The sequence below is a fragment of the Pseudomonas sp. A2 genome, from assembly GCF_023100865.1.
GTDB lineage: Bacteria > Pseudomonadota > Gammaproteobacteria > Pseudomonadales > Pseudomonadaceae > Aquipseudomonas > Aquipseudomonas asiatica.
On sequence record NZ_CP039127.1, the window covers coordinates 1,523,800 to 1,548,619 of the forward strand.

General features: G+C 60.1%; 21 protein-coding genes and 1 pseudogene. All 22 read left to right on the forward strand.

Features of this window, described 5'->3' with window-relative positions:
* Positions 1-219 precede the first annotated feature (219 nt).
* The 22 genes and pseudogenes from serC (at position 220) to E5221_RS07225 (ending at position 24,795) form a co-directional block, all read left to right on the forward strand.
* Positions 220-1,305, forward strand: coding sequence for a 3-phosphoserine/phosphohydroxythreonine transaminase (gene serC, locus E5221_RS07120; protein WP_015269304.1), 1,086 nt, complete (start codon positions 220-222; stop codon positions 1,303-1,305).
* Positions 1,305-2,399 (forward strand): prephenate dehydratase, encoded by a 1,095-nt coding sequence (gene pheA, locus E5221_RS07125; RefSeq protein ID WP_013971453.1) that lies wholly within the window; start codon positions 1,305-1,307, stop codon positions 2,397-2,399. The genes serC and pheA overlap by 1 nt, the downstream gene beginning before the upstream one ends.
* A gap of 211 nt (positions 2,400-2,610) precedes the next feature.
* Complete coding sequence (locus E5221_RS07130; protein WP_247847727.1) at positions 2,611-4,818, forward strand: bifunctional prephenate dehydrogenase/3-phosphoshikimate 1-carboxyvinyltransferase; 2,208 nt, start codon at positions 2,611-2,613, stop codon at positions 4,816-4,818.
* The gene (gene cmk, locus E5221_RS07135) at positions 4,815-5,501 is read left to right on the forward strand and encodes a (d)CMP kinase (RefSeq protein ID WP_003260862.1); all 687 of its coding nucleotides are present in this window, start codon (positions 4,815-4,817) and stop codon (positions 5,499-5,501) included. Before E5221_RS07130 ends, cmk begins: the two co-directional genes overlap by 4 nt.
* 124 nt (positions 5,502-5,625) lie before the next feature.
* Entirely contained in the window at positions 5,626-7,302 is a 1,677-nt protein-coding gene (gene rpsA, locus E5221_RS07140) for a 30S ribosomal protein S1 (RefSeq protein WP_003252673.1), read from the forward strand.
* Positions 7,303-7,709: 407 nt separating this feature from the next.
* Positions 7,710-8,009: an integration host factor subunit beta gene (gene ihfB, locus E5221_RS07145; protein ID WP_013971456.1), complete on the forward strand. Its 300-nt coding sequence runs from the start codon at positions 7,710-7,712 to the stop codon at positions 8,007-8,009.
* A gap of 19 nt (positions 8,010-8,028) precedes the next feature.
* Positions 8,029-8,292 carry a lipopolysaccharide assembly protein LapA domain-containing protein gene (locus E5221_RS07150; RefSeq protein ID WP_016715026.1) on the forward strand — a complete coding sequence of 88 codons (264 nt, stop codon included), beginning with the start codon at positions 8,029-8,031 and terminating at the stop codon, positions 8,290-8,292.
* A gap of 102 nt (positions 8,293-8,394) precedes the next feature.
* Positions 8,395-9,819, forward strand: a complete 1,425-nt coding sequence (locus E5221_RS07155) for an MBL fold metallo-hydrolase (RefSeq protein ID WP_247847050.1) — start codon at positions 8,395-8,397, stop codon at positions 9,817-9,819.
* A 234-nt stretch (positions 9,820-10,053) separates the two neighbouring features.
* Positions 10,054-11,115 (forward strand): Wzz/FepE/Etk N-terminal domain-containing protein, encoded by a 1,062-nt coding sequence (locus E5221_RS07160; protein ID WP_137188617.1) that lies wholly within the window; start codon positions 10,054-10,056, stop codon positions 11,113-11,115.
* An 80-nt stretch (positions 11,116-11,195) separates the two neighbouring features.
* Positions 11,196-11,756 (forward strand): annotated as a pseudogene (rfbC, locus tag E5221_RS07165) (dTDP-4-dehydrorhamnose 3,5-epimerase); the annotation flags it as partial.
* A 27-nt stretch (positions 11,757-11,783) separates the two neighbouring features.
* Positions 11,784-12,170 carry an FdtA/QdtA family cupin domain-containing protein gene (locus E5221_RS07170; protein ID WP_223998121.1) on the forward strand — a complete coding sequence of 129 codons (387 nt, stop codon included), beginning with the start codon at positions 11,784-11,786 and terminating at the stop codon, positions 12,168-12,170.
* Complete coding sequence (locus E5221_RS07175; protein WP_061550832.1) at positions 12,163-12,630, forward strand: acyltransferase; 468 nt, start codon at positions 12,163-12,165, stop codon at positions 12,628-12,630. Before E5221_RS07170 ends, E5221_RS07175 begins: the two co-directional genes overlap by 8 nt.
* Positions 12,623-13,735, forward strand: a complete 1,113-nt coding sequence (locus E5221_RS07180; RefSeq protein WP_061550833.1) for a DegT/DnrJ/EryC1/StrS family aminotransferase — start codon at positions 12,623-12,625, stop codon at positions 13,733-13,735. Before E5221_RS07175 ends, E5221_RS07180 begins: the two co-directional genes overlap by 8 nt.
* A 3-nt stretch (positions 13,736-13,738) precedes the next feature.
* Entirely contained in the window at positions 13,739-15,010 is a 1,272-nt protein-coding gene (locus E5221_RS07185) for an O-antigen translocase (RefSeq protein WP_061550834.1), read from the forward strand.
* A gap of 6 nt (positions 15,011-15,016) precedes the next feature.
* Positions 15,017-16,450, forward strand: coding sequence for a hypothetical protein (locus E5221_RS07190; protein WP_247847052.1), 1,434 nt, complete (start codon positions 15,017-15,019; stop codon positions 16,448-16,450).
* A gap of 2 nt (positions 16,451-16,452) precedes the next feature.
* Positions 16,453-17,718 (forward strand): hypothetical protein, encoded by a 1,266-nt coding sequence (locus E5221_RS07195; RefSeq protein ID WP_247847054.1) that lies wholly within the window; start codon positions 16,453-16,455, stop codon positions 17,716-17,718.
* Complete coding sequence (locus E5221_RS07200; RefSeq protein WP_236222635.1) at positions 17,657-18,526, forward strand: hypothetical protein; 870 nt, start codon at positions 17,657-17,659, stop codon at positions 18,524-18,526. Before E5221_RS07195 ends, E5221_RS07200 begins: the two co-directional genes overlap by 62 nt.
* Complete coding sequence (locus E5221_RS07205; protein ID WP_247847056.1) at positions 18,523-19,641, forward strand: glycosyltransferase family 4 protein; 1,119 nt, start codon at positions 18,523-18,525, stop codon at positions 19,639-19,641. The genes E5221_RS07200 and E5221_RS07205 overlap by 4 nt, the downstream gene beginning before the upstream one ends.
* The gene (locus tag E5221_RS07210) at positions 19,631-20,740 is read left to right on the forward strand and encodes a DUF1972 domain-containing protein (protein ID WP_282189724.1); all 1,110 of its coding nucleotides are present in this window, start codon (positions 19,631-19,633) and stop codon (positions 20,738-20,740) included. Before E5221_RS07205 ends, E5221_RS07210 begins: the two co-directional genes overlap by 11 nt.
* Positions 20,740-21,729, forward strand: coding sequence for an SDR family oxidoreductase (locus tag E5221_RS07215; protein ID WP_247847059.1), 990 nt, complete (start codon positions 20,740-20,742; stop codon positions 21,727-21,729). The genes E5221_RS07210 and E5221_RS07215 overlap by 1 nt, the downstream gene beginning before the upstream one ends.
* Entirely contained in the window at positions 21,726-22,739 is a 1,014-nt protein-coding gene (locus tag E5221_RS07220; protein WP_247847060.1) for a glycosyltransferase family 4 protein, read from the forward strand. The genes E5221_RS07215 and E5221_RS07220 overlap by 4 nt, the downstream gene beginning before the upstream one ends.
* Positions 22,740-22,797: 58 nt before the next feature.
* Positions 22,798-24,795 (forward strand): nucleoside-diphosphate sugar epimerase/dehydratase, encoded by a 1,998-nt coding sequence (locus E5221_RS07225; protein ID WP_247847061.1) that lies wholly within the window; start codon positions 22,798-22,800, stop codon positions 24,793-24,795.
* Positions 24,796-24,820 lie beyond the last annotated feature (25 nt).

The window sequence follows — 24,820 nt, forward strand, 5'->3', positions numbered from 1 at the left end:
ATTACAGCAGGCAATGGCTGGCCCTGAAGGGGCATGCTGTTTTTGTAGGAGCAGCCTTGTGCTGCGAATGGGACGCGAAGCGGCCCCGGAATTTCAGCGTCAACGCATGGATAGCCGGGGCCGCTACGCGTCCCATTCGCAGCACAAGGCTGCTCCTACAAGAGCGATGCGAGGCCTGCAAGAAACGAATTTGTACCATTTGGCAGAGCGAGAGTGGATGTGAGCAAACGAGCCTTTAACTTCTGCGCAGGCCCTGCCGCGCTTCCTGACGCTGTTCTGCAGCGCGCCCAGGCCGAGATGCTGGATTGGCGTGGCAAGGGCTTGTCGGTGATGGAAATGAGCCATCGTAGCGACGATTACGTGGCCATCGCCGAAAAGGCCGAGCAGGACCTGCGTGACCTGCTGTCCGTCCCCTCCAACTACAAGGTGCTGTTCCTGCAGGGCGGCGCCAGCCAGCAGTTCGCCGAAATCCCGCTGAACCTGCTGCCGGAAAACGGCACCGCCGACTACATCGAGACCGGCATCTGGTCGAAAAAGGCCATCGAGGAAGGGCGCCGCTTCGGCAACGTCAACGTCGCCGCCAGCGCCAAGCCTTACGACTACCTGGCCATTCCGGGCCAGAACGAGTGGAAGCTGACCAAGAACGCTGCCTACGTGCACTATGCGTCCAACGAGACCATTGGTGGCCTGCAGTTCGACTGGGTGCCGGAAACCGGTGACGTGCCACTGGTGGTCGACATGTCGTCCGACATCCTCTCGCGCCCGATCGATGTGTCGCAGTACGGCCTGATCTACGCCGGCGCGCAGAAGAACATCGGCCCGAGCGGCCTGGTGGTGGTGATCGTGCGCGAAGACCTGCTGGGCCGCGCCCGCAGCAGCTGCCCGACCATGCTCGACTACAAGGTCTCGGCCGACAACGGCTCGATGTACAACACCCCGGCCACCTACTCCTGGTACCTCTCGGGCCTGGTGTTCGAGTGGCTGAAAGAGCAGGGTGGCGTCGATGCCATGGAACAGCGCAACCGCGCCAAGAAAGACCGCCTGTACGGCTTCATCGACAGCAGCGAGTTCTACACCAACCCGATCAGCCACAACGCCCGTTCGTGGATGAACGTGCCGTTCCGCCTGGCTGACGAGCGCCTGGACAAGGCCTTCCTCGCCGGCGCCGATGCCCGTGGCCTGCTCAACCTCAAGGGCCACCGTTCGGTAGGCGGCATGCGCGCCTCCATCTACAACGCCCTGGGCCTTGAAGCAGTCGAAGCCCTGGTGGCCTACATGGCCGAATTCGAGAAGGAGCACGGCTGATGTCCGAGCACGAACTGAAGGCGTTGCGCGTTCGCATCGACAGCCTCGACGAGAAGATCCTCGAGCTGATCAGCGAGCGCGCCCGGTGCGCCCAGGAAGTGGCCAAGGTCAAGACCGCCTCGCTGGCGGAAGGCGAAAAACCGGTGTTCTACCGCCCTGAGCGTGAAGCCGCCGTGCTCAAGCGCGTGATGGAGCGCAACAAGGGGCCGCTGGACAACGAAGAGATGGCGCGGCTGTTCCGCGAAATCATGTCGTCGTGCCTGGCCCTGGAAGAGCCGCTGAAAATCGCCTACCTCGGCCCTGAAGGCACCTTCACCCAGGCTGCGGCCATGAAGCACTTCGGCCACGCGGTGATCAGCCGGCCGATGGCGGCCATCGACGAAGTGTTCCGCGAAGTGGCGGCTGGTGCCGTCAACTTCGGCGTTGTGCCGGTGGAAAACTCCACCGAAGGCGCGGTCAGCCACACCCTGGACAGCTTCCTCGAGCACGACATGGTGATTTGCGGCGAGGTCGAGCTGCGCATTCACCACCACCTGCTGGTGGGCGAGAACACCAAGACCGACAGCATCACCCGCATCTACTCCCACGCCCAGTCGCTGGCCCAGTGCCGCAAGTGGCTGGACGCGCACTACCCGAACGTGGAGCGCGTGGCCGTGTCGAGCAATGCCGAGGCCGCCAAGCGGGTCAAGGGCGAGTGGAATTCGGCGGCGATCGCCGGCGATATGGCGGCCAACCTGTACGGTTTGACTCGCCTGGCCGAGAAGATCGAAGACCGCCCGGACAACTCCACGCGCTTCCTGATGATCGGTAACCAGGAAGTACCGCCGACCGGCGACGACAAGACCTCGATCATCGTTTCGATGAGCAACAAGCCGGGTGCCTTGCACGAGCTGCTGGTACCGTTCCACCAGAACGGCATCGACCTGACTCGCATCGAGACCCGCCCGTCGCGTAGCGGCAAGTGGACCTACGTGTTCTTCATCGACTTCGTCGGCCACCACCGCGACCCGCTGATCAAGGCGGTGCTCGAGCAGATCAGCCAGGAGGCTGTGGCGCTGAAGGTGCTGGGGTCGTATCCGAAGGCGGTGCTTTGATCGAAGATTGCCGGGGCCGCTGTGCGGCCCATCGCGACACGAGGCCGCTCCTACAGGTATTGTGCAGGCCTCGAAACTGTACTGGCCCCTGTAGGAGCGGCCTTGTGCCGCGATGGGCTGCAAGGCAGCCCCAATGGCCCTCACAGGCTGTCTAGATTTCTGAACAGGGTTCGCACCAGTGGTAAAAGCAGTAACAACCAAACCCGCGCCAATCATCAACCGCCTGGTCGTAGTCGGCCTCGGCCTGATCGGTGGCTCGTTCGCCAAGGGCCTGCGTGAAAGCGGCCTGTGCCGCGAAGTGGTCGGTGTCGACCTGGACGCCCCCTCGCGCAAGCAGGCTGTGGTGCTGGGCGTGGTCGATCGCTGCGAAGAAGACCTTGCCGCCGCTTGTGTCGGTGCCGATGTCATCCAGTTGGCTGTGCCGATCCTGGCCATGGAAAAAGTCCTGGCCCGCCTGGCCAAGCTCGACCTTGGCGCTGCCGTCATCACCGACGTCGGCAGCGCCAAGGGCAACGTCGTGCGTGAGGCGCGGGCGGTCTTTGGGGAGCGCTTGCCGCGCTTCGTCCCCGGCCACCCCATCGCCGGCTCCGAGCAGAGCGGGGTAGAGGCCTCCAACGCCACCCTGTTCCGCCGGCACAAGGTCATCCTCACGCCGCTGGCCGAAACCGACCCGGCCGCCCTGGCCCTGGTCGACCGCTTGTGGCGCGCGCTGGACGCCGATGTGGAGCACATGTCGGTCGAACGCCACGACGAAGTGCTTGCCGCCACCAGTCATTTGCCGCATCTGCTGGCCTTCGGCCTGGTCGATTCACTGGCCAAGCGCAATGAAAACCTCGAAATCTTCCGGTACGCTGCGGGAGGCTTCCGCGATTTCACGAGAATCGCTGGCAGCGACCCGACCATGTGGCACGACATCTTTCTCGCCAACCGCGACGCTGTCCTGCGCACGCTTGATACATATCGCAGCGATCTCGACGCCTTGCGCGACGCGATCGCTGAAGGGGACGGGCACCAGCTGCTGGGTGTATTCACCCGCGCACGCGTTGCCCGCGAGCATTTCAGTAAAATCCTGGCCCGCCGGGCCTATGTGGACGCTATGAACGCCAACGATCTGATTTTCCTGGCCCAACCGGGTGGCCGCCTGTCCGGGCGAATCCGCGTACCGGGCGACAAGTCGATTTCCCACCGCTCGATCATGCTCGGCTCGCTGGCCGAAGGCACCACCGAGGTCGAAGGCTTCCTCGAAGGTGAGGACGCGCTGGCGACCCTGCAGGCATTCCGTGACATGGGTGTGGTCATCGAAGGCCCGAACCACGGTCGCGTGACCATTCACGGTGTCGGCCTGCACGGCCTCAAGCCACCACCCGGGCCGCTGTATGTGGGCAACTCGGGTACCTCGATGCGCCTGCTGTCGGGCCTGCTGGCCGGCCAGCCGTTCGACGTGACCATGACCGGCGACGCTTCGCTGTCCAAGCGCCCGATGAACCGTGTGGCCAACCCGCTGCGCGAAATGGGTGCCGTGGTCGAGACCGGCCCTGAAGGCCGCCCGCCGCTGACCATCCGCGGTGGCCACAAGCTCAAGGCGCTGACCTACACGCTGCCGATGGCCAGTGCCCAGGTCAAATCCTGCCTGCTGCTGGCCGGCCTGTACGCCGAAGGCAAGACCACCGTCACCGAGCCTGCACCAACCCGTGACCACACCGAGCGCATGCTGCGCGGCTTTGGCTACAGCGTCGAAAGCAACGGCCCGGTGGCCTCGCTGCAGTCCGGCGGCAAGCTAACTGCTACCCGTATCGAAGTACCGGCCGACATTTCCTCGGCGGCGTTCTTCCTGGTGGCGGCGTCCATCGCCGAAGGCTCCGAACTGGTGCTGGAACACGTTGGCATCAACCCGACCCGTACCGGCGTGATCGACATCCTGCGCCTGATGGGCGGCGACATCACCCTGGAAAACCAGCGTGAAGTCGGCGGCGAACCGGTGGCCGACCTGCGTGTGCGCGGTGCCAAGCTGAAGGGTATCGACATCCCTGAAGAGCTGGTGCCACTGGCCATCGACGAGTTCCCGGTGTTGTTCGTCGCCGCTGCCTGCGCCGAAGGGCGTACCGTGCTGCGTGGTGCCGAAGAGTTGCGGGTGAAGGAATCCGACCGTATCCAGGTCATGGCCGACGGCCTGATCACCCTTGGCATCAAGTGCGAGCCGACCCCGGACGGCATCATCATCGACGGCGGCCAGTTGGGCGGCGGCGAAGTGCATGGCCACGGTGACCACCGTATCGCCATGGCCTTCAGTGTGGCCTCGCTGCGCGCCAGCGCGCCGATCCGCATCCACGACTGCGCCAACGTTGCCACCTCGTTCCCCAACTTCCTGGCGCTGTGTGCCGAAGTGGGCATCCGCGTGGCCGAAGAGGGCAAGTCGTGAGTGCCCTGGCGCCGGTCATCACCATCGACGGGCCAAGCGGTTCGGGCAAGGGCACGGTCGCCGGGCTGCTGGCCCGCGAGCTGGGCTGGAGGTTGCTGGACTCTGGCGCGCTGTACCGTCTGCTGGCGTTCAACGCCAGCAACCACGGCGTCGACCTGACCAACGAAGAGCTGCTGACCAAGCTTGCCGCCCATCTGGATGTGCAGTTCATCGCCGCCGAGCCCGGTAAGCTGCAACAGATCATCCTCGAGGGCGAGGACGTCAGCAACGTCATCCGCACCGAGACCGTCGGTGCCGGTGCCTCGATGGTTGCTTCGCTGCCGGCCGTGCGTGATGCACTGCTGGTGCGCCAGCGCGAATTCCGCGAGGCGCCGGGCCTGATTGCCGACGGCCGCGACATGGGCACCGTGGTGTTCCCGGACGCGCCGTTGAAAGTCTTCCTCACCGCCAGCGCGGAGGAGCGGGCGCGTCGCCGCTACCTGCAGTTGAAGGGCAAGGGTGAAGATGTTAGTCTGTCGAGTCTGCTGGATGAGATTCGTGCGCGTGATGAGCGCGACACCCAACGTGCAGTGGCCCCGCTGAAGCCAGCGGTCGATGCCATTCAGTTGGACTCTACCGAGTTGTCCATCGAGCAGGTGTTGCAACGTATCAGGAGCGAGATCGCACTGCGCGACCTTCTCTGATAGCCAGGAAAGCAGGCAGGGGCACCAGTCAACGTCCTGCAGGCTTTCCTTTACTTAAAACAAACCCACATTGTCTGGAATGTGGCTATGGGCGTCTGTTTCGCCCGAATCTACAGGAATTAAAATGAGCGAAAGCTTTGCAGAACTCTTTGAAGAAAGCCTGAAAACCCTCAATCTTCAGCCGGGTGCCATCATCACCGGTATCGTTGTCGACATCGACGGCGACTGGGTTACCGTACACGCTGGCCTGAAGTCCGAGGGCGTCATCCCGCTCGAGCAGTTCTACAACGAAGCTGGCGAGCTGACCATCAAGGTCGGTGACGAAGTTCACGTTGCGCTGGACGCGGTCGAAGACGGCTTTGGCGAAACCAAGCTGTCCCGTGAAAAAGCCAAGCGCGCCGAGTGCTGGATTGTTCTGGAAGCAGCTTTCGCCGCCGAAGAAGTGGTCAAGGGCGTTATCAACGGTAAGGTTAAGGGCGGCTTCACTGTCGACGTTAACGGCATCCGTGCGTTCCTGCCGGGCTCCCTGGTTGATGTCCGCCCTGTGCGCGACACCACCCACCTGGAAGGCAAAGAGCTGGAATTCAAGGTCATCAAGCTGGACCAGAAGCGCAACAACGTTGTCGTTTCCCGTCGCAGCGTGCTGGAAGCCGAGAACAGCGCCGAGCGCGAAGCCCTGCTGGAAACCCTGCAGGAAGGCCAACAAGTCAAAGGTATCGTCAAGAACCTCACCGACTACGGCGCCTTCGTGGACCTGGGCGGTATCGACGGCCTGCTGCACATCACCGACATGGCTTGGAAGCGCATCAAGCACCCATCGGAAATCGTTAACGTTGGCGACGAAGTCGACGTACGCGTTCTGAAGTTCGACCGCGAGCGCAACCGCGTTTCGCTGGGTCTGAAGCAGATGGGCGAAGATCCGTGGGTAGCTATCACTGCCCGTTACCCAGAAGGTACTCGCGTACAGGCTCGCGTTACCAACCTGACCGACTACGGCTGCTTCGCTGAGCTGGAAGAAGGCGTTGAAGGTCTGGTACACGTTTCGGAAATGGACTGGACCAACAAGAACATCCACCCGTCGAAAGTCGTTCAGGTTGGCGACGAAGTGGAAGTCATGGTTCTGGACATCGACGAGGAGCGTCGTCGTATCTCCCTGGGCATCAAGCAGTGCAAGTCCAACCCATGGGAAGACTTCTCCGGCCAGTTCAACAAGGGTGACAAGATCACCGGTACCATCAAGTCGATCACCGACTTCGGTATCTTCATTGGTCTGGACGGCGGCATCGACGGCCTGGTTCACCTGTCCGACATCTCCTGGAACGAAACCGGCGAAGAAGCCGTACGTCGTTTCAAGAAGGGCGACGAGCTGGAAACCGTCATCCTGTCGGTCGACCCAGAGCGCGAGCGCATCTCCCTGGGCATCAAGCAGCTGGAAGACGATCCGTTCTCCAACTTCGTTGCTGTCAATGACAAGGGCGCTATCGTCAAAGGCATCGTGAAAGAAGTTGACGCCAAAGGCGCCATCGTCACCCTGGCCGACGACATCGAAGCTACTCTGAAAGCTTCCGAAATCAGCCGTGACCGCGTTGAAGACGCGCGTAACGTCCTGAAGGAAGGCGAAGAGATCGAAGCCAAGATCATCAGCGTTGACCGCAAGTCCCGCGTTATCAGCCTGTCGATCAAATCGAAAGACGACGCTGAAGAGCGCGAAGCCATCCAGAGCCTGAAAAACGCTCCGGAAGCGGCTGCCGACACCACCATGGCTGCGCTGCTGCGCGAAGCAATGGCCAAGCAGAACTGAGTTCTGTTTGATCGGTAAAAAAGGGCGACCCTCGGGTCGCCCTTTTTTTTGGCGTGGATTCAGGTTTGTGTTGTTCGTCGTGGGTTATGTGGCGTCTGGCAGAGTTTGTTCCACGCGATATCGAGACATGCGCCAAGGCGTTTGCGCGCAATCCCCCGGGAATGACTGGTCCGAAACAAACGTAGGAGCGAGCGCAGCTCGCGATGCGCCGCGCGGGCAGCGCTTGATCTCCGCGTCACCGCAACCCCCTGGCCGCACGCCTCCAGCCCCCGCCAGCTAGACCATTCCTGTAAAACTTCAATCTTGAATTTTTTTATTAAGTCAAGAACCGCCCTGTTCAAATCCCTCCCAGCGTGCTACAAACTGGTTAAGCAATGATCTAGCTGCTTGATAACGAAGGGAAAAATATGACGAAGTCGGAGCTGATCGAACGTATTGTCACCCATCAGGGGCTGCTCTCGTCCAAGGACGTGGAGCTTGCCATCAAGACCATGCTTGAGCAGATGTCACAATGCCTTGCCACCGGCGATCGCATCGAGATTCGCGGTTTTGGCAGCTTCTCGCTGCACTATCGCGCCCCTCGCGTAGGCCGCAACCCGAAGACCGGCCAGTCGGTCAGCCTCGAAGGCAAGTTCGTGCCGCACTTCAAGCCCGGCAAAGAGTTGCGCGACCGGGTCAATGAAGAAGAGCATGAGGCCCACACCTGATTCCACAAGGAGCAATCTGATGCGTAACCTCAAGCGCGCCCTGGCGGCGGTGTTCGTGCTGCTGTTGGCGGCTGTGGTGCTGTTCTTCGTGCTGGAGAACCAGCAAACCGTCTCGTTGGTTCTGTTCGGTTGGGCCGCCCCGGCCATGCCTGTCGCCGTGCTGGTTCTGGCCGCCCTGGTCATTGGCCTGGCAGTCGGGCCATTGCTGGGTGCGTACGGCGTGCAGCGCAGCAAGCGCAAGATCAGGGCTTCTGCCCGCCAGGCAGCGTTGAGCGGTAACTAAGGGTATTTCCTACATCCTTTTAGGAAAGTCTCACCTATGCCAGTGCCGGCCGTCATGGAGTAATAACGCACTTCATTTTCGGCCCAGGCGAGTGTGCGCAGCATGGAATATCCCGTCCTTTCCCATCATGGTGGCACCCGCGGCGTCACTGGCTCCTGCCATCAACTGCACCTCGACCTGTCCACCAGCCTGCTGATCGACTGCGGCCTGGAGCAGGGCGCCGAGGCAGCGCCAGGCGCAGCATCGGCGCCGCTCGGTTTCGATGTGCACGGCATCCAGGCCCTGGTCATCACCCATGTGCATCTCGACCACGTTGGCCGCATCCCGGCACTGCTGGCTGCCGGCTACCGTGGCCCCATCCTGTGCAGCGAGCCGTCCGCCCGGCTGCTGCCACTGGTGCTGGAAGATGCCTACAAACTGAGTATCAGCAGTGAGCCCGCCCATGTGGCGAGGTATCTGGAGTTCATCCGCGACCTGATCAAGCCCGTGCCTTTCGAGCAGTGGCACACCCTGGTCGAGCGCCCCGGCCTCAGTTGCCGCATTCGCCTGCAGCGCGCTGGTCATCTGCTGGGTTCGGCCTATGTCGAATGCGATGTGCAGCGTGAACAAGCCAATACCCGATATGTGTTCTCCGGTGATCTGGGCGCCGGTGGCAACCCGTTGCTGCGCCCTGTGGTGCCCCCGGAGCGGGCCGATGTGCTGGTACTGGAAAGTACCTACGGCGACCGCCTGCACCCGCCTGCAGGCGACCGGCAGCAGCGGCTGGAAGCGGCCATCGACCGCGCTCTGGCCGACCAGGGCACGCTGCTCATTCCGGCCTTCAGTCTGGGCCGCACCCAGGAGCTGCTGTACGAGCTCGAAGGTATTCTTCATCGCAAGGCCTTGCTGAACAAGGCCGGCCCGGCCTCAGAGGGCGACCCGCTCGACTGGTCACAGCTGCCCATCATCCTTGACTCGCCACTGGCCCAGCGCATTACCGGTGTGTACCGGGAGTTGCACGAGTACTGGGATGCCGAAGCCAGGGCACGCCTGGCCGAAGGGCGCGACCCGCTTGGCTTCAGCCAGTTGATCAGCGTGGACACCCATGCCCGCCACCAGCAGGTGGTCAATTACCTGAAGAGCACCGGGCGCCCGGCGATCGTGATTGCCGGCAATGGCATGTGTTCGGGTGGGCGCATCGTCAATTACCTCAAGGCCATGCTCGGGGATCCGCGGCACGAGGTGATGTTTGTCGGTTACCAGGCCAAGGGCACGCCGGGCGCGGTGATACAGGCCAGCGAAGGGGCGGAAGGGTTTGTGCAGATTGATCTGGATGGGCGGATGTATGAGGTGCGCGCAAAAGTCGTAACCTTGCCGGGCTACTCTGGTCATGCGGATCAGCAGGGGTTGGTGAGCTTCGCGCTGGATGGTGCGAAAGCCGCAAGGAAGGTTGTGCTGGTACATGGAGAAGCTCGGGCGAAATCAGCTTTGGCCGAAGCATTAAGCAAGTGCGGCGGTAGGGAGGTCGACGTCATGGTTGCCCAGTAGCGAGCCGCAGGCCGTCGGCTCGTGGGGCGGCGGCGGAACTTTGTTGACGGTATCTTTCTCTTAGATCGGATAAGTGCTAAAGCTGTAGGTCGTTTCGAGCGGTCTGCGGTGGATGAGCAAAATGCCGCTACGCTTAGCTTCAGCTGGTCTTTCGTCAGGTCAGCTGCAGCCAAGGCTAAGCCGAGCTGGCATAGGAATCATGCAATTGGCCGGATCTAAGGAAAACGAGAACAAATGCGAAATGAACGTAGTCCCGGAGTCGAAAATGACGAAGTTGATGTTCTCGAACTCTGGCATGCCTTGTGGAGTCGTAAACTGCTCATCCTTTCGTGCGTTGTTTTAGTTACTGCAGCTACTCTTGTTTATGTTTGGCTAAAGACGCCGATGTATGAGGCCAAGTCTTTTATATTGCCACCTACCAAGAATGATATTGCCCAGTTGAACTATGGCCGCACTGAAGCCAGCGGCCTCAAAGCGTTTACACCCAAAGATGTTTATCAGATTTACCTGCGTTCCCTGCAATCCGAGTCACTGCGGCGCCAGTTTTTTCGCGCGGTCTATTTGCCAAATTTGCCAGAGGTCGCCCGCCAAGGCTCTCAAGATGCACTTTATGACCAGTTTGGCAAGGTATTGACTGTGGGGGCTGTGGCGGGAGATAGTGCCGAGCGCTTTTTGATCAGGGCGTTAAGCGACGACCCCAAGATGAGTGTGAAGTGGGTAACGCGTTTTTCGGAAATGGCCAGCGACCTTGCTAAAAAGACGCTGGTTGAAGATGCCGATACTGAAGTGAAGGTGCTGGTCAAGAACCTGGAGCAACAGATCCGCAGCGCACGAGATGCGGCGCACAAGCAGCGGGAAGATCAAATTGCCCGCCTTGAAGAGGCGCTGAAAGTTGCCAAGGCAGTGAACCTGAGCAAGCCCCCCATCATTGCCAGTGGCATGGATACTGAGGTTTCTGGCGGCATGCAGGGCGCACTGACCTACATGCGCGGTAGCCAGGCCCTTGAGGCAGAGCTTGCAAACCTTCGCACGCGGGAGTCTGATGACCCATTCGTCGCCGGTTTGCGGGAGCTCCAGGAGAAACTCGACTTCTACCGCAACCTGCAGCTGAACCCGGCCGTGATCGAGGTGTTTCAGCAGGATGGTGCCATCGAGGTGCCTGATACCCCGGTCCGGCTGCGCAAATTGCTTATTGTCGTAGGGGGTGTGTTCGCAGGGCTGGTACTCGGTGTGCTCCTGGCCGCATTTACCCACCTGGTATCTACTGAAAGAGAGCGTCGTCTGGGGCGCGTGTGAGCTACCCCGCCCCCCCCGAGCCTGTATGCTGCGGGAAGAGTCGAACTGATAGTAATAAATTTCAACAAGAGGCTGGTTGCGTGAAGCTCATAGAAACAAATATCTCGGACGTAGTCGTTTTTGAACCTACCGTTTTCGAGGACGACAGGGGCTGGTTCTATGAGTCTTATAGCGAGCCTAAGTTTCATGCCTTGCTCAGTGCGCAAGGTATTACCCTTCCGCCTTCTTTTGTTCAGGAAAATTGCTCTTTATCCAAAAAGGGCGTCATGCGCGGCTTGCACTATCAGCTTTATCCATTTGCCCAAGGCAAGTTGGTAAGCGTAGTCAAGGGCGCAGTGTTCGACGTGGCAGTGGATATTCGAAAAGGCTCCCCTACCTTCGGGCAGTGGGTAGGCATGGAACTGTCGGCGGCCAACCGCAAGATGATGTGGGTGCCTGAAGGCTTCGCCCATGGTTTTATCGCGCTGGAAGAAGATACGGTGTTTCAGTACCGCACGACCAATGTCTATTCCAAAGAGCATGAACGCAGCATTGCCTGGAATGACCCGGACCTTGCCATCGAATGGCCAGAGCTGGAGGGGCTGCTGATCAGTGACAAGGATGCGATTGCGCCAACCCTTGCCGAGGCTGACTTGCCACCGCTGATCCTGAAAGGGCAGGCGGAAGACTTGGTACTACCGATCATTGGTGATGATCGCGGGAGCCTGATCAGTATTGAAAAGGCGTTGAATATCCCGTTTGCCATCCGTCGCGTCTACTACATCTTCGGTACCAAGGCCGGCGTCAGCCGCGGCTTCCATGCCCACCGGGATCTCCAGCAACTGATAATCTGCCTGGCCGGCAGTTGCCGCATGACCCTGGATGACGGTACCGGCCGAGTCGACCATATGCTTGACGCGCCACAGAAAGCCTTGCTGATCAAGAATATGGTCTGGCGTGAAATGCATGATTTCAGTGAAGACTGCGTACTCATGGTCATCGCCAGTGAAACCTACGACGAGCGTGATTACATTCGCAGTTACGATGACTTCAAGAGGCTGATCGCCCATGCCTAGCATTCATGCCTTGGCCGATGTACAAACCGATGCCATCGGTGAAAAAACCAGAGTCTGGCAATACGCGGTCATCCTCAAAGGTGCGCGAATTGGCAGCAACTGCAACATATGCGCCCACACCTTGATCGAAGGAGGGGTTGTAGTCGGGGACAACGTCACTGTGAAAAGTGGTGTGTTTCTGTGGGAGGGGCTCGTGATCGAGGACAATGTCTTCATTGGCCCCAATGCTACATTCACCAACGACAGAGTACCGCGCTCCAAGTGTTACCCCGAGGCTTACGAAGTCACGGTGCTGAAGGAAGGCTGCAGCATCGGTGCAAACGCAACATTGCTCCCGGGCGTCACGATTGGTCGACATGCCATGGTAGGTGCCGGTGCCGTCGTGACAAAGGATGTACCTGATTACTGCGTGGTAGTGGGTAATCCGGCAAAAATAATAAGGGAGCTAGAGCATGGTTGATTTCCTGAATCTCAAGGCCGTCAATAAACAGTACCGCGAAGAATTGTTGCAAGCGTGTGCCGATGTCATCGATTCCGGCTGGTACATCGGCGGTAGCGCTCTGGCCCGCTTTGAAAGCAACTTTGCCGCTTATTGCGGTACCGCTCATTGCATTGGCGTGGCAAATGGCCTCGATGCGCTGACGTTGACCTTGACTGCCTGGAAACAGCTGGGGCGGGTGAAGCAGGGTGATGAAGTCATCGTCCCGGCCAATACCTACATTGCGAGCATCCTGGCGATCACCGCCAGTGGGCTGGAGCCTGTGCTCGTCGAACCTGACCCCGCAACCTTCAATATTGATACCTCCCTCATACGCCAGGCTATTACCGACAAGACGCGCGTCATCCTGCCGGTACACCTGTATGGGCAAATTGCAGACATGAAGGCGATCACCGAGATTGCCGCCGAATACGGTTTGCTGGTACTCGAAGACTCGGCCCAGGCTCACGGTGCCTCAATCGATGGCAAGCGGGCGGGGAGCTGGGGGAATGCCTCGGGCTTCAGCTTCTATCCGGGCAAGAATCTGGGTGCGCTCGGCGATGCCGGGGCGATAACCACCTCGGATGCCGAGTTGGCGGAAGTGCTGCGCGCCCTCAGAAACTACGGCTCCCATGAGAAGTACAAGAACTTGTACGTCGGAGTGAACAGTCGTTTGGACGAGATCCAGGCGGCTATGCTGGACGTGAAGCTCAAGTATCTGGGTGAAGAAATCAGCCGGCGCCGGCACATCACCACGTGCTACCGCGCGGGCATTCAAAATGCTCAAATCGTCCAGCCGCAAAATAGTGTTGTCGAGGAGCATGTCTGGCATCTGTATGTAGTACGCACGCCGCACAGAAACGATTTGCAGCAACATCTTCGCGAGCAAGGGATACAGACGCTGGTTCACTACCCAATCCCGCCTCACAGGCAGCAGGCTTACAGTCAGTACAACGGTTTGAGCCTGCCGCTGACTGAAAAAATTCATGATGAAGTGCTCAGCCTGCCTGTCGACCCCACCATGAGCGACGCGGATATTCAGACGGTCATCGATGCCTGCAACAGTTTTACTGTGTCCGGGCAATAATACATGACGTTGATCAAGACCAGTCTGCTGAATGCTATTGCTGTTTTTGTAAAGATGGCGACATTGCTGGGGCTCAACAAGGTGCTGGCCCTTTATGTAGGGCCAGCGGGTTACGCAGCGATCGGGCAATTGCAGAATGCCGTTACCATGTTCACGACACTGGCCAGCGGCGCTGTCAGCACAGGGGTAACCAAGTACACGGCGGAGTTTGCTGATCGGCCGGACGAACAACACAGGATCTGGCGAACTGCCGGGACGCTGTCACTGCTGGTTTCGTGTGTATTGGCAGTGCTGATCGTGGCCATGCGGGCACCATTGGCAGGTTGGTTTTTCAACGACGAAAAACTCGCCCCGGTGCTGGTGTGGTTTGCCGCTACCTTGGTATTTTTTGCTTTCAACTCTTTGCTGCTGGGCATTCTGAACGGCAAGAAAGACGTTCAGCGCTACGTGCTTGCCAATATTTTTGGCAGCCTGATATCGCTGGTGGTGACCTGTGCCCTGACCATTAGGCTGGGGTTGTACGGTGCGCTGGTTTCGCTGGCTGTGTACCAGTCGTTGAGCTTCGTGGCCACCTTGGTCATCTGCATGCGCACATCATGGTTCCGCCTCTCAGATTTCATCGGGGCGCTGGACAAGCAGTCCTTGTCCCGGCTGGCAAAGTTTGCCCTCATGGCCGTTGTGACAGCATGTTCTCTGCCCGTTTGCCATGTGTTCATCCGGGATTACCTGGGGGCGGAGTTCGGCTGGGATCACGCTGGTTACTGGGAGGCCATGTGGCGGTTGAGCACGGCCTATCTCATGTTGATCACCACGACGCTTGCGGTCTATTACCTGCCGAGGCTCTCGGAGCTTTCAGATGCAGGTGAACTTCGTCGGGAAATCATTCAGGGATACAAGCTCATCCTGCCCCTGACCATTGCTGCCGGCCTGGTTATCTACCTGCTCAGGGACTTCATCATCCATGTCCTTTTCTCAGCGTCATTCCTGCCCATGCGTGAGCTGTTCGCATGGCAGATGGTAGGGGACAGCTTGAAGGTCATCAGTTGGTTGATGGCCTACCTGATGCTCGGCAAGGCACTCACCCGGTTGTATCTGATTACCGAAGTCCTCTCGACGCTTTCGCTTTATGCTCTGACGGTCTATTTCACCCAGTTGTGGGGGTATGAAAAAGTTACCCTTGCATACGCGGCAAACTACCTGTTGTACGGAGTCGTGATGTATTTCTCGGTATTCCGTCGTTTGCACATTATTGTTGGCGATACGGCGCGGAGCTGAGTAGAGATGAAGGACGTCATCGAACAGTTACATGGGCGCATCCTTGGCGCTGAACCTGCCCAGGCATTGGTGCAGGCGCAGGTCTATGGGGCACTGCTCTGGGCGGTGGACCTGGGTATTTATGATGCCACCGCGCTGGAGCGCCACCTGGTGGCCCGATGCGCCAGCCAGGTCACGCTGCCGGCTGTCAGCAGCATATCGCGCGGCTGCCTGCATGTGGTCAGCGAACCCTATATGCAAGGCGGGCACACCCGGCTGATGGAGCGCCTGGCGCACATGCACGAGGGGCCTGTGGACCTGCTGGTCGCGCGCAGCGCCAAGCCCCAGGTGCTCGAACGCCTGGCAGGCTATTTCGCCCATATCGAGGTGGCGCGCGGCGATGACCCGTGCGCCCGCCTGCAGTCCATCGTCGACACCCTGGCCCAGTACGACAAGGTGGTGTTGCACATTCACCCGGACGACATCATCACCACCGTCGCCTGCGGCCTGCTGAAGCAACAACGAGGCGCCGCGCTGACAGTGTATTTCGTCAATCATGCCGACCACGTGTTCAGCTTTGGCGCGTCGGTGGCCGACGTGTATTTCGAGATCAGCGCCTACGGGCACCACCTGGACAAGAAAAAGCACCTCACCTGCCAGAAGAGCTTCCTGGCGATCCCGATCGAGACCAGCGGCGCCAAAGTGCCGGATGCCGTGCCAACCCACGAGCGGATCAAGGTGTTCAGCGCTGCCTCGGCGGCCAAGTACAAGCCCCACGGCGGCCTGGACATGCGTCCGTCGATCACGGCGATTCTTCAGCGTTTCCCCAATGCCGAGTGCTGGATCATCGGTGCCAACCCCCTGACCAACACCTGGTGGTGGACAGTGAAGCTGCGCTACCCCAAGCGCTTCTTCATCCGCCGTCACCTGCCGTACAAGGACTACCTGGCCTTTGCGGAAAAAGCCGACTTCTACCTGGACAGCTACCCTATACCCGGTGGCACGGCGTTCGCAGAGCAATTGCTCAAGGGCCGGCGTTGCGTGGGGCTGGTGGCGCCGATTCAGGGCTATTCCCCGGCAGACGGCCTGAAGGTGGCTAGCATCGACCAGCTACTGGCCAGCATCGAACAACCCCGGCCCAGTGCCTCGGTGGTGGAAGCGGTGCAGCGGGTCAACTCGCTGGAGTCGGTGAAAGCGCGTTACCTGGCTTGCATCGAGCGGGGCGAATTCAGCGAGAACGAACTGGCAGCCATGTTGCCGTGGACGGGCAACCTCGATTTCATGAAACCGACAGGTAAGGTCACTAGCATGATCCCTGCGGATGTCTTCGACGCCCTGTGCCGCATAGACACGAACCTGGCGTTGCGAACGCTGTTTGCCTACGCCTGGGTGCCGAGAATCAAACTCTTGATCAAGGTCGTGCTGTTCCGGCTGGCCAGGCTGACCAGAGCGCGAGGGTGAGTGTGATCAGGATCTTTATCGGCGTGCTGTTCTGCCTGCTGTTCTTCAGCGACTTCGTCGTGTTGACGCTGGGGCTGGGCAGTGTGTTTGCCGGTTGGCGAGAAATGCTCAGCCTGCTGATGATCATGTGGCTGCTGCTGCGGGTGCTGGCTAGTGTAACGGCACGTGGCATGGTCAACCTCGAAGTCGGGCGGTGGTTGCTGGTCGTGCTGTTCTTCGTCTTCCTGTATCTGCTGTTTGGCGACCTTAGCGCGTCGTCGGTGCGCATGTTCCGCGCACTGGCCGTGCCGGTGTTCGTCGGCATGGCAGTGGCCATCTGGGCCCACGCGGTGTCGACCGAGAAAAAGCTGCGCCATGTGTACTGGTCGGTGCTGGCGATGAGCGTACTTACCGGCGTGTATGCGTTTTACCAGTACCTGACCATCGTCTCGGCCGAGCAGTTCTGGTACTGGCCGCTGCTTACCGCCAAAGGCTATGAGCTGCAACCCTACAACTCGATGCGTGACGGGCTGCCGCGGGTTTCCGGCTTCTTTACCGGCACGCTGGAGTTTTCTGCGGTAATCCTCAATACCGCCGCCATGACCCTGGCCGTGTTGCTCAGCGGGCGCAACTGGTCGTTAACCCGGCGCCTGCTGCTGAGTGTTGCCTTCCTGCTGCTGTGCGGGCTGATTGTGATCGGTTCGGTGCGTACGGCTATGATCGGCCTGGTGTGCATCTGCTCGATGCTGGTGGCGGCCCGGGTACTGCGTACGGCCTGGCTGATCTCGCTATTGGGCTACCTGCAGTTCGTGGGTCTGACCGCAGCGATTTTCGCCTACCTGTCGATGGGCTACACCGGTGACTTGTCGGCACTGGACCGCGAGCGGCAGTGGCTGCACATGTTTGAGGTGCTGAGCGCGCACCCCATGGGCTATGGCTTTGGCGCGGTGGGCCCGGGCCAGCCGCACTGGTTCGATTCGTTCTGGCTCAACCTGCTGGCCACCTGTGGTTGGGTCGGCCTGTTGATCATGGCCGGGTTGATCCTTTGGTATCACAAGCTGGTGACGTTCATCGTCCGGGACAGGGCCCATGCCAGCTCCTGGAAAAACGGCCTGGGCAACTTCGTGATTGCCAGCTACCCGTTCTTCCTGAGCTCGTTCTTTTTCCAGTCCTATACGAACAGTGTTGTCCTCTACATTTTCGCGATCGTGGTGATGGTGATCATTGGTGAAAACAGAAGAACAAAAGTTGAGCCTGGCAGTCCTGATCGTTCTGTATCGGAAAACTAGCCAGGACTCGATTGCCCTGCAGTCACTGCTCGCGCAGCAGGCGCTGTTGCATGACGAGGGTATCGACCTGCAGCTGTACGTCTGGAACAACTCCCCAGGCGTGGCGCAGCCGTGCCCAGGCGTGCGCTGGTACGAGGCGGACAACCAGCGGCTTTCGGTGGTCTACAACCAGGTGGCCGAACAGGCGTTTGCCGCCGGGGTCGACCTGTTCATGATCTCGGACGATGATACCAACTATTCGGATGTAAGCCTTTCCCACTGCCTGGAACAGATTCAGCAAGTGCTCAACACGCATGATGGTGATCAGGTTGGTGTATACCTGCCAATGATGGTCAGTAACAACCAATTGGTCAGCCCAGGAGCACGTTGGCAATTCAAGGGCCGTTTGACACCCTCCGTCACCCCCGGCGTAGTCCCTTCAAAGAACCTTGTGGGTATCAATAGCGGTTTGATCTTCACCAAAGCCTGCTACCAGCGCATGTCTCCGTTTTATGATGAGCGCTTACGCTTTTATGCCACCGACAGCAACTTTTTTATTCGCTATGAAAAGGTATTTCCTAAAGCCTGCGTGCTGGATGTGACGATTGCACATGACCTGTCTGAGCACAGCGCCGATACTCCTGCGCGCGCTTTGTTTCGGTTTGAGGAGATGGTATTCGGCCTGCGTATCAGTTTCGAATCGCACTCGTTGGCAATCCGTGGCTTGCTGAATACCTATCTGTTGTATGCCGCTGTGCGCAAGGCCGTGGCTTACCGTCGCCTGTCTTTCTTGAAGGCATTGTTTGTCACTAGGGAGTTGGCGAAATGAACGAAGAGCAAAGAAGTAGCGCCGGGAAGCAGTTACATTGTGCCCACCTACTGAATGATTACAGCGGCAGCCCGCGTATGCTGGGGCAGACCATCTCCGCTTTACAGTCGCGGGGGCACGCATGCAGCGTGTATGTCGGAAGCAATGGACGAGGCGTATTGGATGAGCTGGATGTTCCCGCTTATAAGTATACGTACAGGCGTTTCGGCAATCGGTGGCTGACTTTACTGGCATATTTCTGGTCCCAGTTCGCTCTGTTTCTTGTCCTTTTCAGGCGCTTGCGGCCAGGTGCGGTAGTTCTGGTCAACACAATGATGCCGTTTGGCGCAGCCCTGGCTGGAAAAGTTCGGGGCGCGACCGTGGTCTATCACCTGCACGAGACGTCGATCAAACCGGCTGTGCTCAAAAAATTTCTCCGTTGGGTTATAGGTTACTGTGCCAGCAAAGTTCTATATGTTTCAAAATACCTGCAGCAAAATGATGCGATTGTGGGCGTGCCTGGGATCACGGTTTACAACGGTCTGGCCGAATCCTTTCAGCGCCAAGCTGTTTCCACCGTTTATAAGCACCTGCATCATGGGCAGTTTAACGTCTTGATGTTGACGTCCTTGAAGGCTTACAAGGGCGTTAACGAATTTGTGGATTTGGCCTCGGCTATGGTTGACCAACGTCAGGTGAAGTTCTCATTGGTTCTTAGCGCCAGCCAGGGTGAGGTGGACGACTATTTCAAGAACCTGGCGGTACCCGAAAACCTGGATCTTCACTCTGCCACTTCGGATGTGGGGCGGTTCTACTCAAGCGCCAGCTTGGTAATGAATCTGTCTCGCGTCGACAGCTGCGTCGAAACCTTTGGCCTGACCATTCTCGAGGCGATGGCCTTCGGCATCCCGACTATCGTGCCCCCGGTAGGCGGCCCGGTCGAACTGGTCAGCGACGGGGTAGAGGGTTACCAGATCGATTCGAAGAACCATGAACAACTGGTGCGCACCGTTGCGCGCCTGTCGCAGGACCCACAGGTGTGCCAGGAGCTGTCCGAGCGCGCACGCAGGAAAGCGAGTGAGTTTTCCACCGCCAACTTCCAGAAGAATATCGTGATGGTGTTTGATGACTTATAAGATTGCAGTGATTGGTACGGTCGGTTTACCCGCCCAATACGGGGGGTGGGAAACATTGACCGAACAATTGGTGCGCAACCTGCCGGGTGACTGCGAACTCACCGTGTATTGCAGTGCGCCGCATTACCCCCAGCGCCCGAAGTTTTTCGAGCGCGCCCGCCTGGTCTACCTGAACCTCAAGGCCAATGGCGTGCAAAGCATTCCGTACGATGTACTGAGCATGCTGCATGCCTACCGCAAGCATGACCTGATGTTGATTCTGGGGGTTTCCGGCTGCATTGCCCTGCCGTTCATGCGCCTGCTGACCCGCAAGCCTATCGTGGTGAACATTGACGGCTATGAATGGAAACGCGCCAAGTGGTCCAACTTCGCCCGCTGGTTCCTGAAGTTGTCCGAAGCGGTGGCTGTGCGTTTTGCCCATGCGGTCATCACCGACAACAAGGTGCTGCAAGAATACGTGACCGCCGAATACAACAAGCCTAGCGAACTGATTGCTTACGGTGGCGACCAGGCCCGGGCCGGCGAGCCAACCGAGCAAGCCCGCCAGGCTTACCCGTTCCTTGGTGCGTCCTATGCCTTTACGGTGTGCCGCATCGAGCCAGAGAACAACATCCATGTCATTCTCGAGGCCTTCGCCGGCTCTGGCATGCCGCTGGCGATCATCGGCAACTGGAATCACAGCGAATATGGCGTGCAACTGCGCAAGCAATACGAAGGTGTAAGCAATATTCACCTGCTGGACCCGATCTACGACGTGGAGCAACTGAGCCCGCTGCGCAGCAATGCCACGGTGTACCTGCATGGACACAGCGCCGGCGGCACCAACCCGTCGCTTGTCGAAGCCATGTGGCTGGGCCTGCCGGTGGTGGCCTTCGATGTGTCGTTCAACCGCGCCACCACCGAAGACCAGGCGCTGTACTTTGCCGACAGCACCTCGCTGCGCAACCACGCCCAAGCCCTGTTTGCCGATGAAGGCGCCCGTGCGCAACTGTCGGCGCGCCTGCATGAAATTGCCAACCGCCGTTACCGATGGTCGGTGGTGGCAGACCAGTACCGTAGCGTGTTCACCCGCCTGCTGGGCCGGGTGGGGAGAGGCTGATGGCCGAGCAAGGCAACGGGCAACGGCCAGGTATCCTGGCCACTGGCGGTAGCGGTTTTGTCGGCAAGGTGTTGCTGCAGCGGCTTGCTGCAGACACACGCTGGGCGCCGCGCGCGCTGGTACGGCAAGCGCCTGGCCAGCGGCTGGCGGGCGTCGACTACCGGCCATTCAGCGAACTGGCGGCGGTGGATGTTGCGTCCGGGCATTTCGAGCAGGTCGACACCGTAATCCACCTGGCCTCCCGCGTGCACGTAATGCAGGAAACCGCCGCCGATCCGCTGGCCGAGTTCCGCCGGGTAAATGTGGAAGGTACCCTGAGCCTGGCCCGAGCCGCCGCTCAGGCCGGTGTGCGGCGCTTCATTTTTGTAAGTTCGGTGAAGGTGAACGGCGAAACCACCAACGGCCGCCAGCCGTTCACCGCCGATGAAACCCCCGCGCCTTCGGACCCGTACGGCATCTCCAAGCGCGAAGCCGAAGACGGCCTGCGCCAACTGGCGGCTGAAACCGGGCTGGAAGTGGTGATCGTGCGCCCGGTGCTGGTGTATGGTCCAGGCGTGAAAGCCAACTTCCGCAGCATGATGAACTGGCTGAGCAAAGGCGTGCCGCTGCCGTTCGGCGCCATCCACAACAAACGCAGCCTGGTGGCGCTGGACAACCTGGTGGACCTGCTGGTGACCTGCATCGACCACCCGGCCGCCGCCAACCAGACTTTTCTGGCAAGCGACGGCCACGACCTGTCCACCACCGAACTGCTGCAACGGCTGGGCAAGGCGCTGGGCAAGCCAGCCAGGTTGTTGCCCGTGCCCGCAGCCTGGTTGAAGGGCGCGGCCACCTTGGCCGGCAAGGCCGGGCTGGCTCAGCGCCTGTGCGGCTCGCTGCAGGTAGACATTGGCAAAACCCGTGAGCTGCTGGGCTGGAAGCCCCCGCTGGATGTCGACCAGGCACTGCGTGCCACGGCACTCAACTTTCTGAAAGAGCAAGACAAATGATGGCATGGTGGCTTATCCCCCTGGTCGCAGGGGCATCCCTGCTTTTGACCGCAGTGCTGCGGCGCTACGCCCTGAACAAGCAGATCATCGATGTGCCCAACGCACGCAGTTCGCACACCGTGCCAACCCCACGCGGTGGCGGTGTGGCCATTGTGCTGAGCTTTCTTGGCTGCTTGCCGCTGCTGGGCCTGGCGGGCGCTGTGCCGCTGCCGGCACTGGTTGCCATCGGCGGGGCTGGGGCACTGATCGCAGTAATCGGCTTCATGGACGACCACGGCCACATCGCTGCCCGTTGGCGCCTGCTTGGCCACTTCGCCGCAGCCGCCTGGATGCTGTACTGGCTGGGTGGCCTGGCGCCGCTGCAGGTGTTCGGCTTTACCCTGGACCTGCAGTGGTTCGGCTACATCCTGGCCGCGTTCTACAGCGTGTGGATGCTCAACCTGTATAACTTCATGGACGGTATCGACGGCATCGCCAGCGTCGAAGCGGTGACCGCCTGCCTGGGTATGGTGCTGCTCTCGGCCCTGGCTGGTGTGCCACAGTTGATGGTGCTGCCACTGTTGCTGGCTGCGGCCACGCTGGGCTTCCTGTTCTGGAACTTCCCGCCGGCCAGGATCTTCATGGGTGACGCTGGCAGTGGCTTCCTTGGTATCGTGCTGGCAGGCTTGTCGCTGCAAGCGGCCTGGGCCGCGCCGCAGCTGTTCTGGTGCTGGCTGATCCTGTTGGGCGTGTTCGTGGTCGACGCTACCTTCACCCTGATCCGCCGCCTGCTGCGCGGCGACAAGGTGTACGAAGCGCACCGCAGTCACGCCTACCAGTTCGCCTCGCGCCACTATGGCAAGCACCTGCCGGTAACCTTGGCTGTGGCCGGGCTCAACCTGTTCTGGCTGCTGCCGGTGGCCTTGTGTGTGCTGTTGCTGGGCCTGGACGGCGTGTTGGGCGTGATCATCGCCTACCTGCCATTGGCGTTTCTGGCCGTGCGCTGGCGCGCCGGTGAACTCGAACACTAGCTAGAGTGATAGAAAGAAGACGCTAGACATGTCACTTTGCAACACTCTCAGAGGTTCTATGGATAAGCTGCGCTCAAGACTGCTTGGACTACCTCGACGCCACAAACGGCTGATCCAGGTAGTGACCGATGTAATTCTGGTCTGGTTCGCGCTGTGGCTGGCGTTTGTCGTGCGCCTGGGCATCGATGACCTGGCCAACCCTGTCCGTGATCACACCTGGCTGTTCATCACGGCGCCGATCATCTCGATCCCGCTGTTCATCCGCTTTGGTCTTTACCGTGCGGTGATGCGCTATTTCGGCAATGACGCACTGATCGCCATCATCAAGGCGGTGACCCTGTCGGCGCTGATCCTCGGTTTCATCATCTACTGGGCCAGCAACCACCAGAACGTGGTGCCGCGCTCGATCACCTTCAACTACTGGTGGCTGAGCCTGATCATGGTCGGCGGCCTGCGGCTGGCCATGCGCCAGTACTTCCTCGGCGACTGGTTTGCCACTGCCGTGCAGCACGTGCCCTTTGCCAACCGCGACGACGGCCTGCCACGGGTGGCCATCTACGGCGCCGGCTCGGCCGGTAACCAGCTGGTGGCGGCGCTGCGCATGGGCAAGGCCATGCGCCCGGTAGCGTTCATCGACGACGATGCCAGCATCACCGACCGGGTGATCGCCGGCCTGCAGGTGTACCAGCCGGAACAGCTGCAACGCATGATCGACGATACCGGCGCCGAAGAAATCCTGCTGGCGCTGCCCTCGGTCAGCCGCAGCCGTCGCCGCGAAATTCTCAACCTGCTGGAAGGCTACCCGCTGCACGTGCGCAGTGTGCCCGGCTTCATGGACCTGGCCAGTGGCCGGGTCAAGGTGGACGACATCCAGGAAGTGGACATTGCCGACCTGCTGGGACGCGACGCGGTGCCGGCGCAAGGCGACCTGCTACAGCACTGCATCATCGACCAGACAGTGATGGTGACCGGTGCCGGCGGCTCGATCGGCTCCGAGTTGTGCCGCCAGATCCTCGGGCAGACACCGCGCACCCTGCTGTTGTTCGATCACAGCGAATTCAACCTGTACACAATTGCCGGCGAACTGGAGCAACGCATCACTCGCGAAGGCCTGGCCGTGCAGGTGATCCCCATCCTCGGCTCGGTCCGCGATCAGGCCAAGATGCTCGACGTGATGCGCGCCTGGCAGGTGGACACCGTGTATCACGCCGCGGCCTACAAGCACGTACCGATTGTCGAGCACAACATTGCCGAAGGCCTGTCGAACAACGTGTTCGGCACCCTGTACACCGCCCAGGCGGCGCTGCAGGCCGGCGTTGCCAACTTCGTGCTGATTTCCACCGACAAGGCCGTGCGCCCCACTAACGTGATGGGCAGTACCAAGCGCCTGGCCGAAATGGTGCTACAGGCCCTTAGCCGTGAGCTGGCGCCGGTACTGATGGGCGAAACCGGCAATGTCTCGCAGGTGAACAAGACCCGCTTCACCATGGTGCGCTTCGGCAACGTGCTGGGCTCGTCGGGCTCGGTTATTCCGCTGTTCCACAAGCAGATCAAGGCCGGTGGGCCGCTGACCGTGACCCACCCGAAAATCACCCGCTACTTCATGACCATCCCCGAGGCCGCGCAGCTGGTGATCCAGGCCGGTTCCATGGGGCAGGGCGGTGATGTGTTCGTGCTGGACATGGGCGAACCAGTGAAGATCGTGGAGCTGGCGGAGAAGATGATTCACCTGTCCGGCTTCAGCATCCGCTCCGAGCGCAACCCGCTGGGCGACATCGCCATCAATTTCACCGGCCTGCGCCCGGGCGAGAAGTTGTACGAAGAGCTGCTGATCGGGGACAACGTGATTGCCACCCGCCACCCCATGATCATGAGCGCCCACGAGGACTACCTGCCCTGGGATGTGCTGAAGCAGCGCCTTGATGCCCTGCGCGCGGCGACTGCGGAAGATGACTTTGCCACCGTGCGACAGCTGCTGCGTGACACCGTAAGCGGCTATGTGCCTGGCGGCGAAATTGTGGATTGGCTGTACCAGCGCCGGCGCATGGAGCCCTGAACGCTGCACTTACAAAATGAACGGC

Bases quoted from the DNA above. Each gene is read 5' to 3' on its own strand.
- pheA (WP_013971453.1), top strand. From the start codon at position 1,305: ATGTCCGAGCACGAACTGAAGGCGTTGCGCGTTCGCATCGACAGCCTC.
- rpsA (WP_003252673.1), top strand. From the start codon at position 5,626: ATGAGCGAAAGCTTTGCAGAACTCTTTGAAGAAAGCCTGAAAACCCTC.
- ihfB (WP_013971456.1), top strand. From the start codon at position 7,710: ATGACGAAGTCGGAGCTGATCGAACGTATTGTCACCCATCAGGGGCTG.
- E5221_RS07150 (WP_016715026.1), top strand. From the start codon at position 8,029: ATGCGTAACCTCAAGCGCGCCCTGGCGGCGGTGTTCGTGCTGCTGTTG.
- E5221_RS07155 (WP_247847050.1), top strand. From the start codon at position 8,395: ATGGAATATCCCGTCCTTTCCCATCATGGTGGCACCCGCGGCGTCACT.
- E5221_RS07160 (WP_137188617.1), top strand. From the start codon at position 10,054: ATGCGAAATGAACGTAGTCCCGGAGTCGAAAATGACGAAGTTGATGTT.
- E5221_RS07175 (WP_061550832.1), top strand. From the start codon at position 12,163: ATGCCTAGCATTCATGCCTTGGCCGATGTACAAACCGATGCCATCGGT.
- E5221_RS07180 (WP_061550833.1), top strand. From the start codon at position 12,623: ATGGTTGATTTCCTGAATCTCAAGGCCGTCAATAAACAGTACCGCGAA.
- E5221_RS07185 (WP_061550834.1), top strand. From the start codon at position 13,739: ATGACGTTGATCAAGACCAGTCTGCTGAATGCTATTGCTGTTTTTGTA.
- E5221_RS07190 (WP_247847052.1), top strand. From the start codon at position 15,017: ATGAAGGACGTCATCGAACAGTTACATGGGCGCATCCTTGGCGCTGAA.
- E5221_RS07205 (WP_247847056.1), top strand. From the start codon at position 18,523: ATGAACGAAGAGCAAAGAAGTAGCGCCGGGAAGCAGTTACATTGTGCC.
- E5221_RS07210 (WP_282189724.1), top strand. From the start codon at position 19,631: ATGACTTATAAGATTGCAGTGATTGGTACGGTCGGTTTACCCGCCCAA.
- E5221_RS07215 (WP_247847059.1), top strand. From the start codon at position 20,740: ATGGCCGAGCAAGGCAACGGGCAACGGCCAGGTATCCTGGCCACTGGC.
- E5221_RS07220 (WP_247847060.1), top strand. From the start codon at position 21,726: ATGATGGCATGGTGGCTTATCCCCCTGGTCGCAGGGGCATCCCTGCTT.
- E5221_RS07225 (WP_247847061.1), top strand. From the start codon at position 22,798: ATGGATAAGCTGCGCTCAAGACTGCTTGGACTACCTCGACGCCACAAA.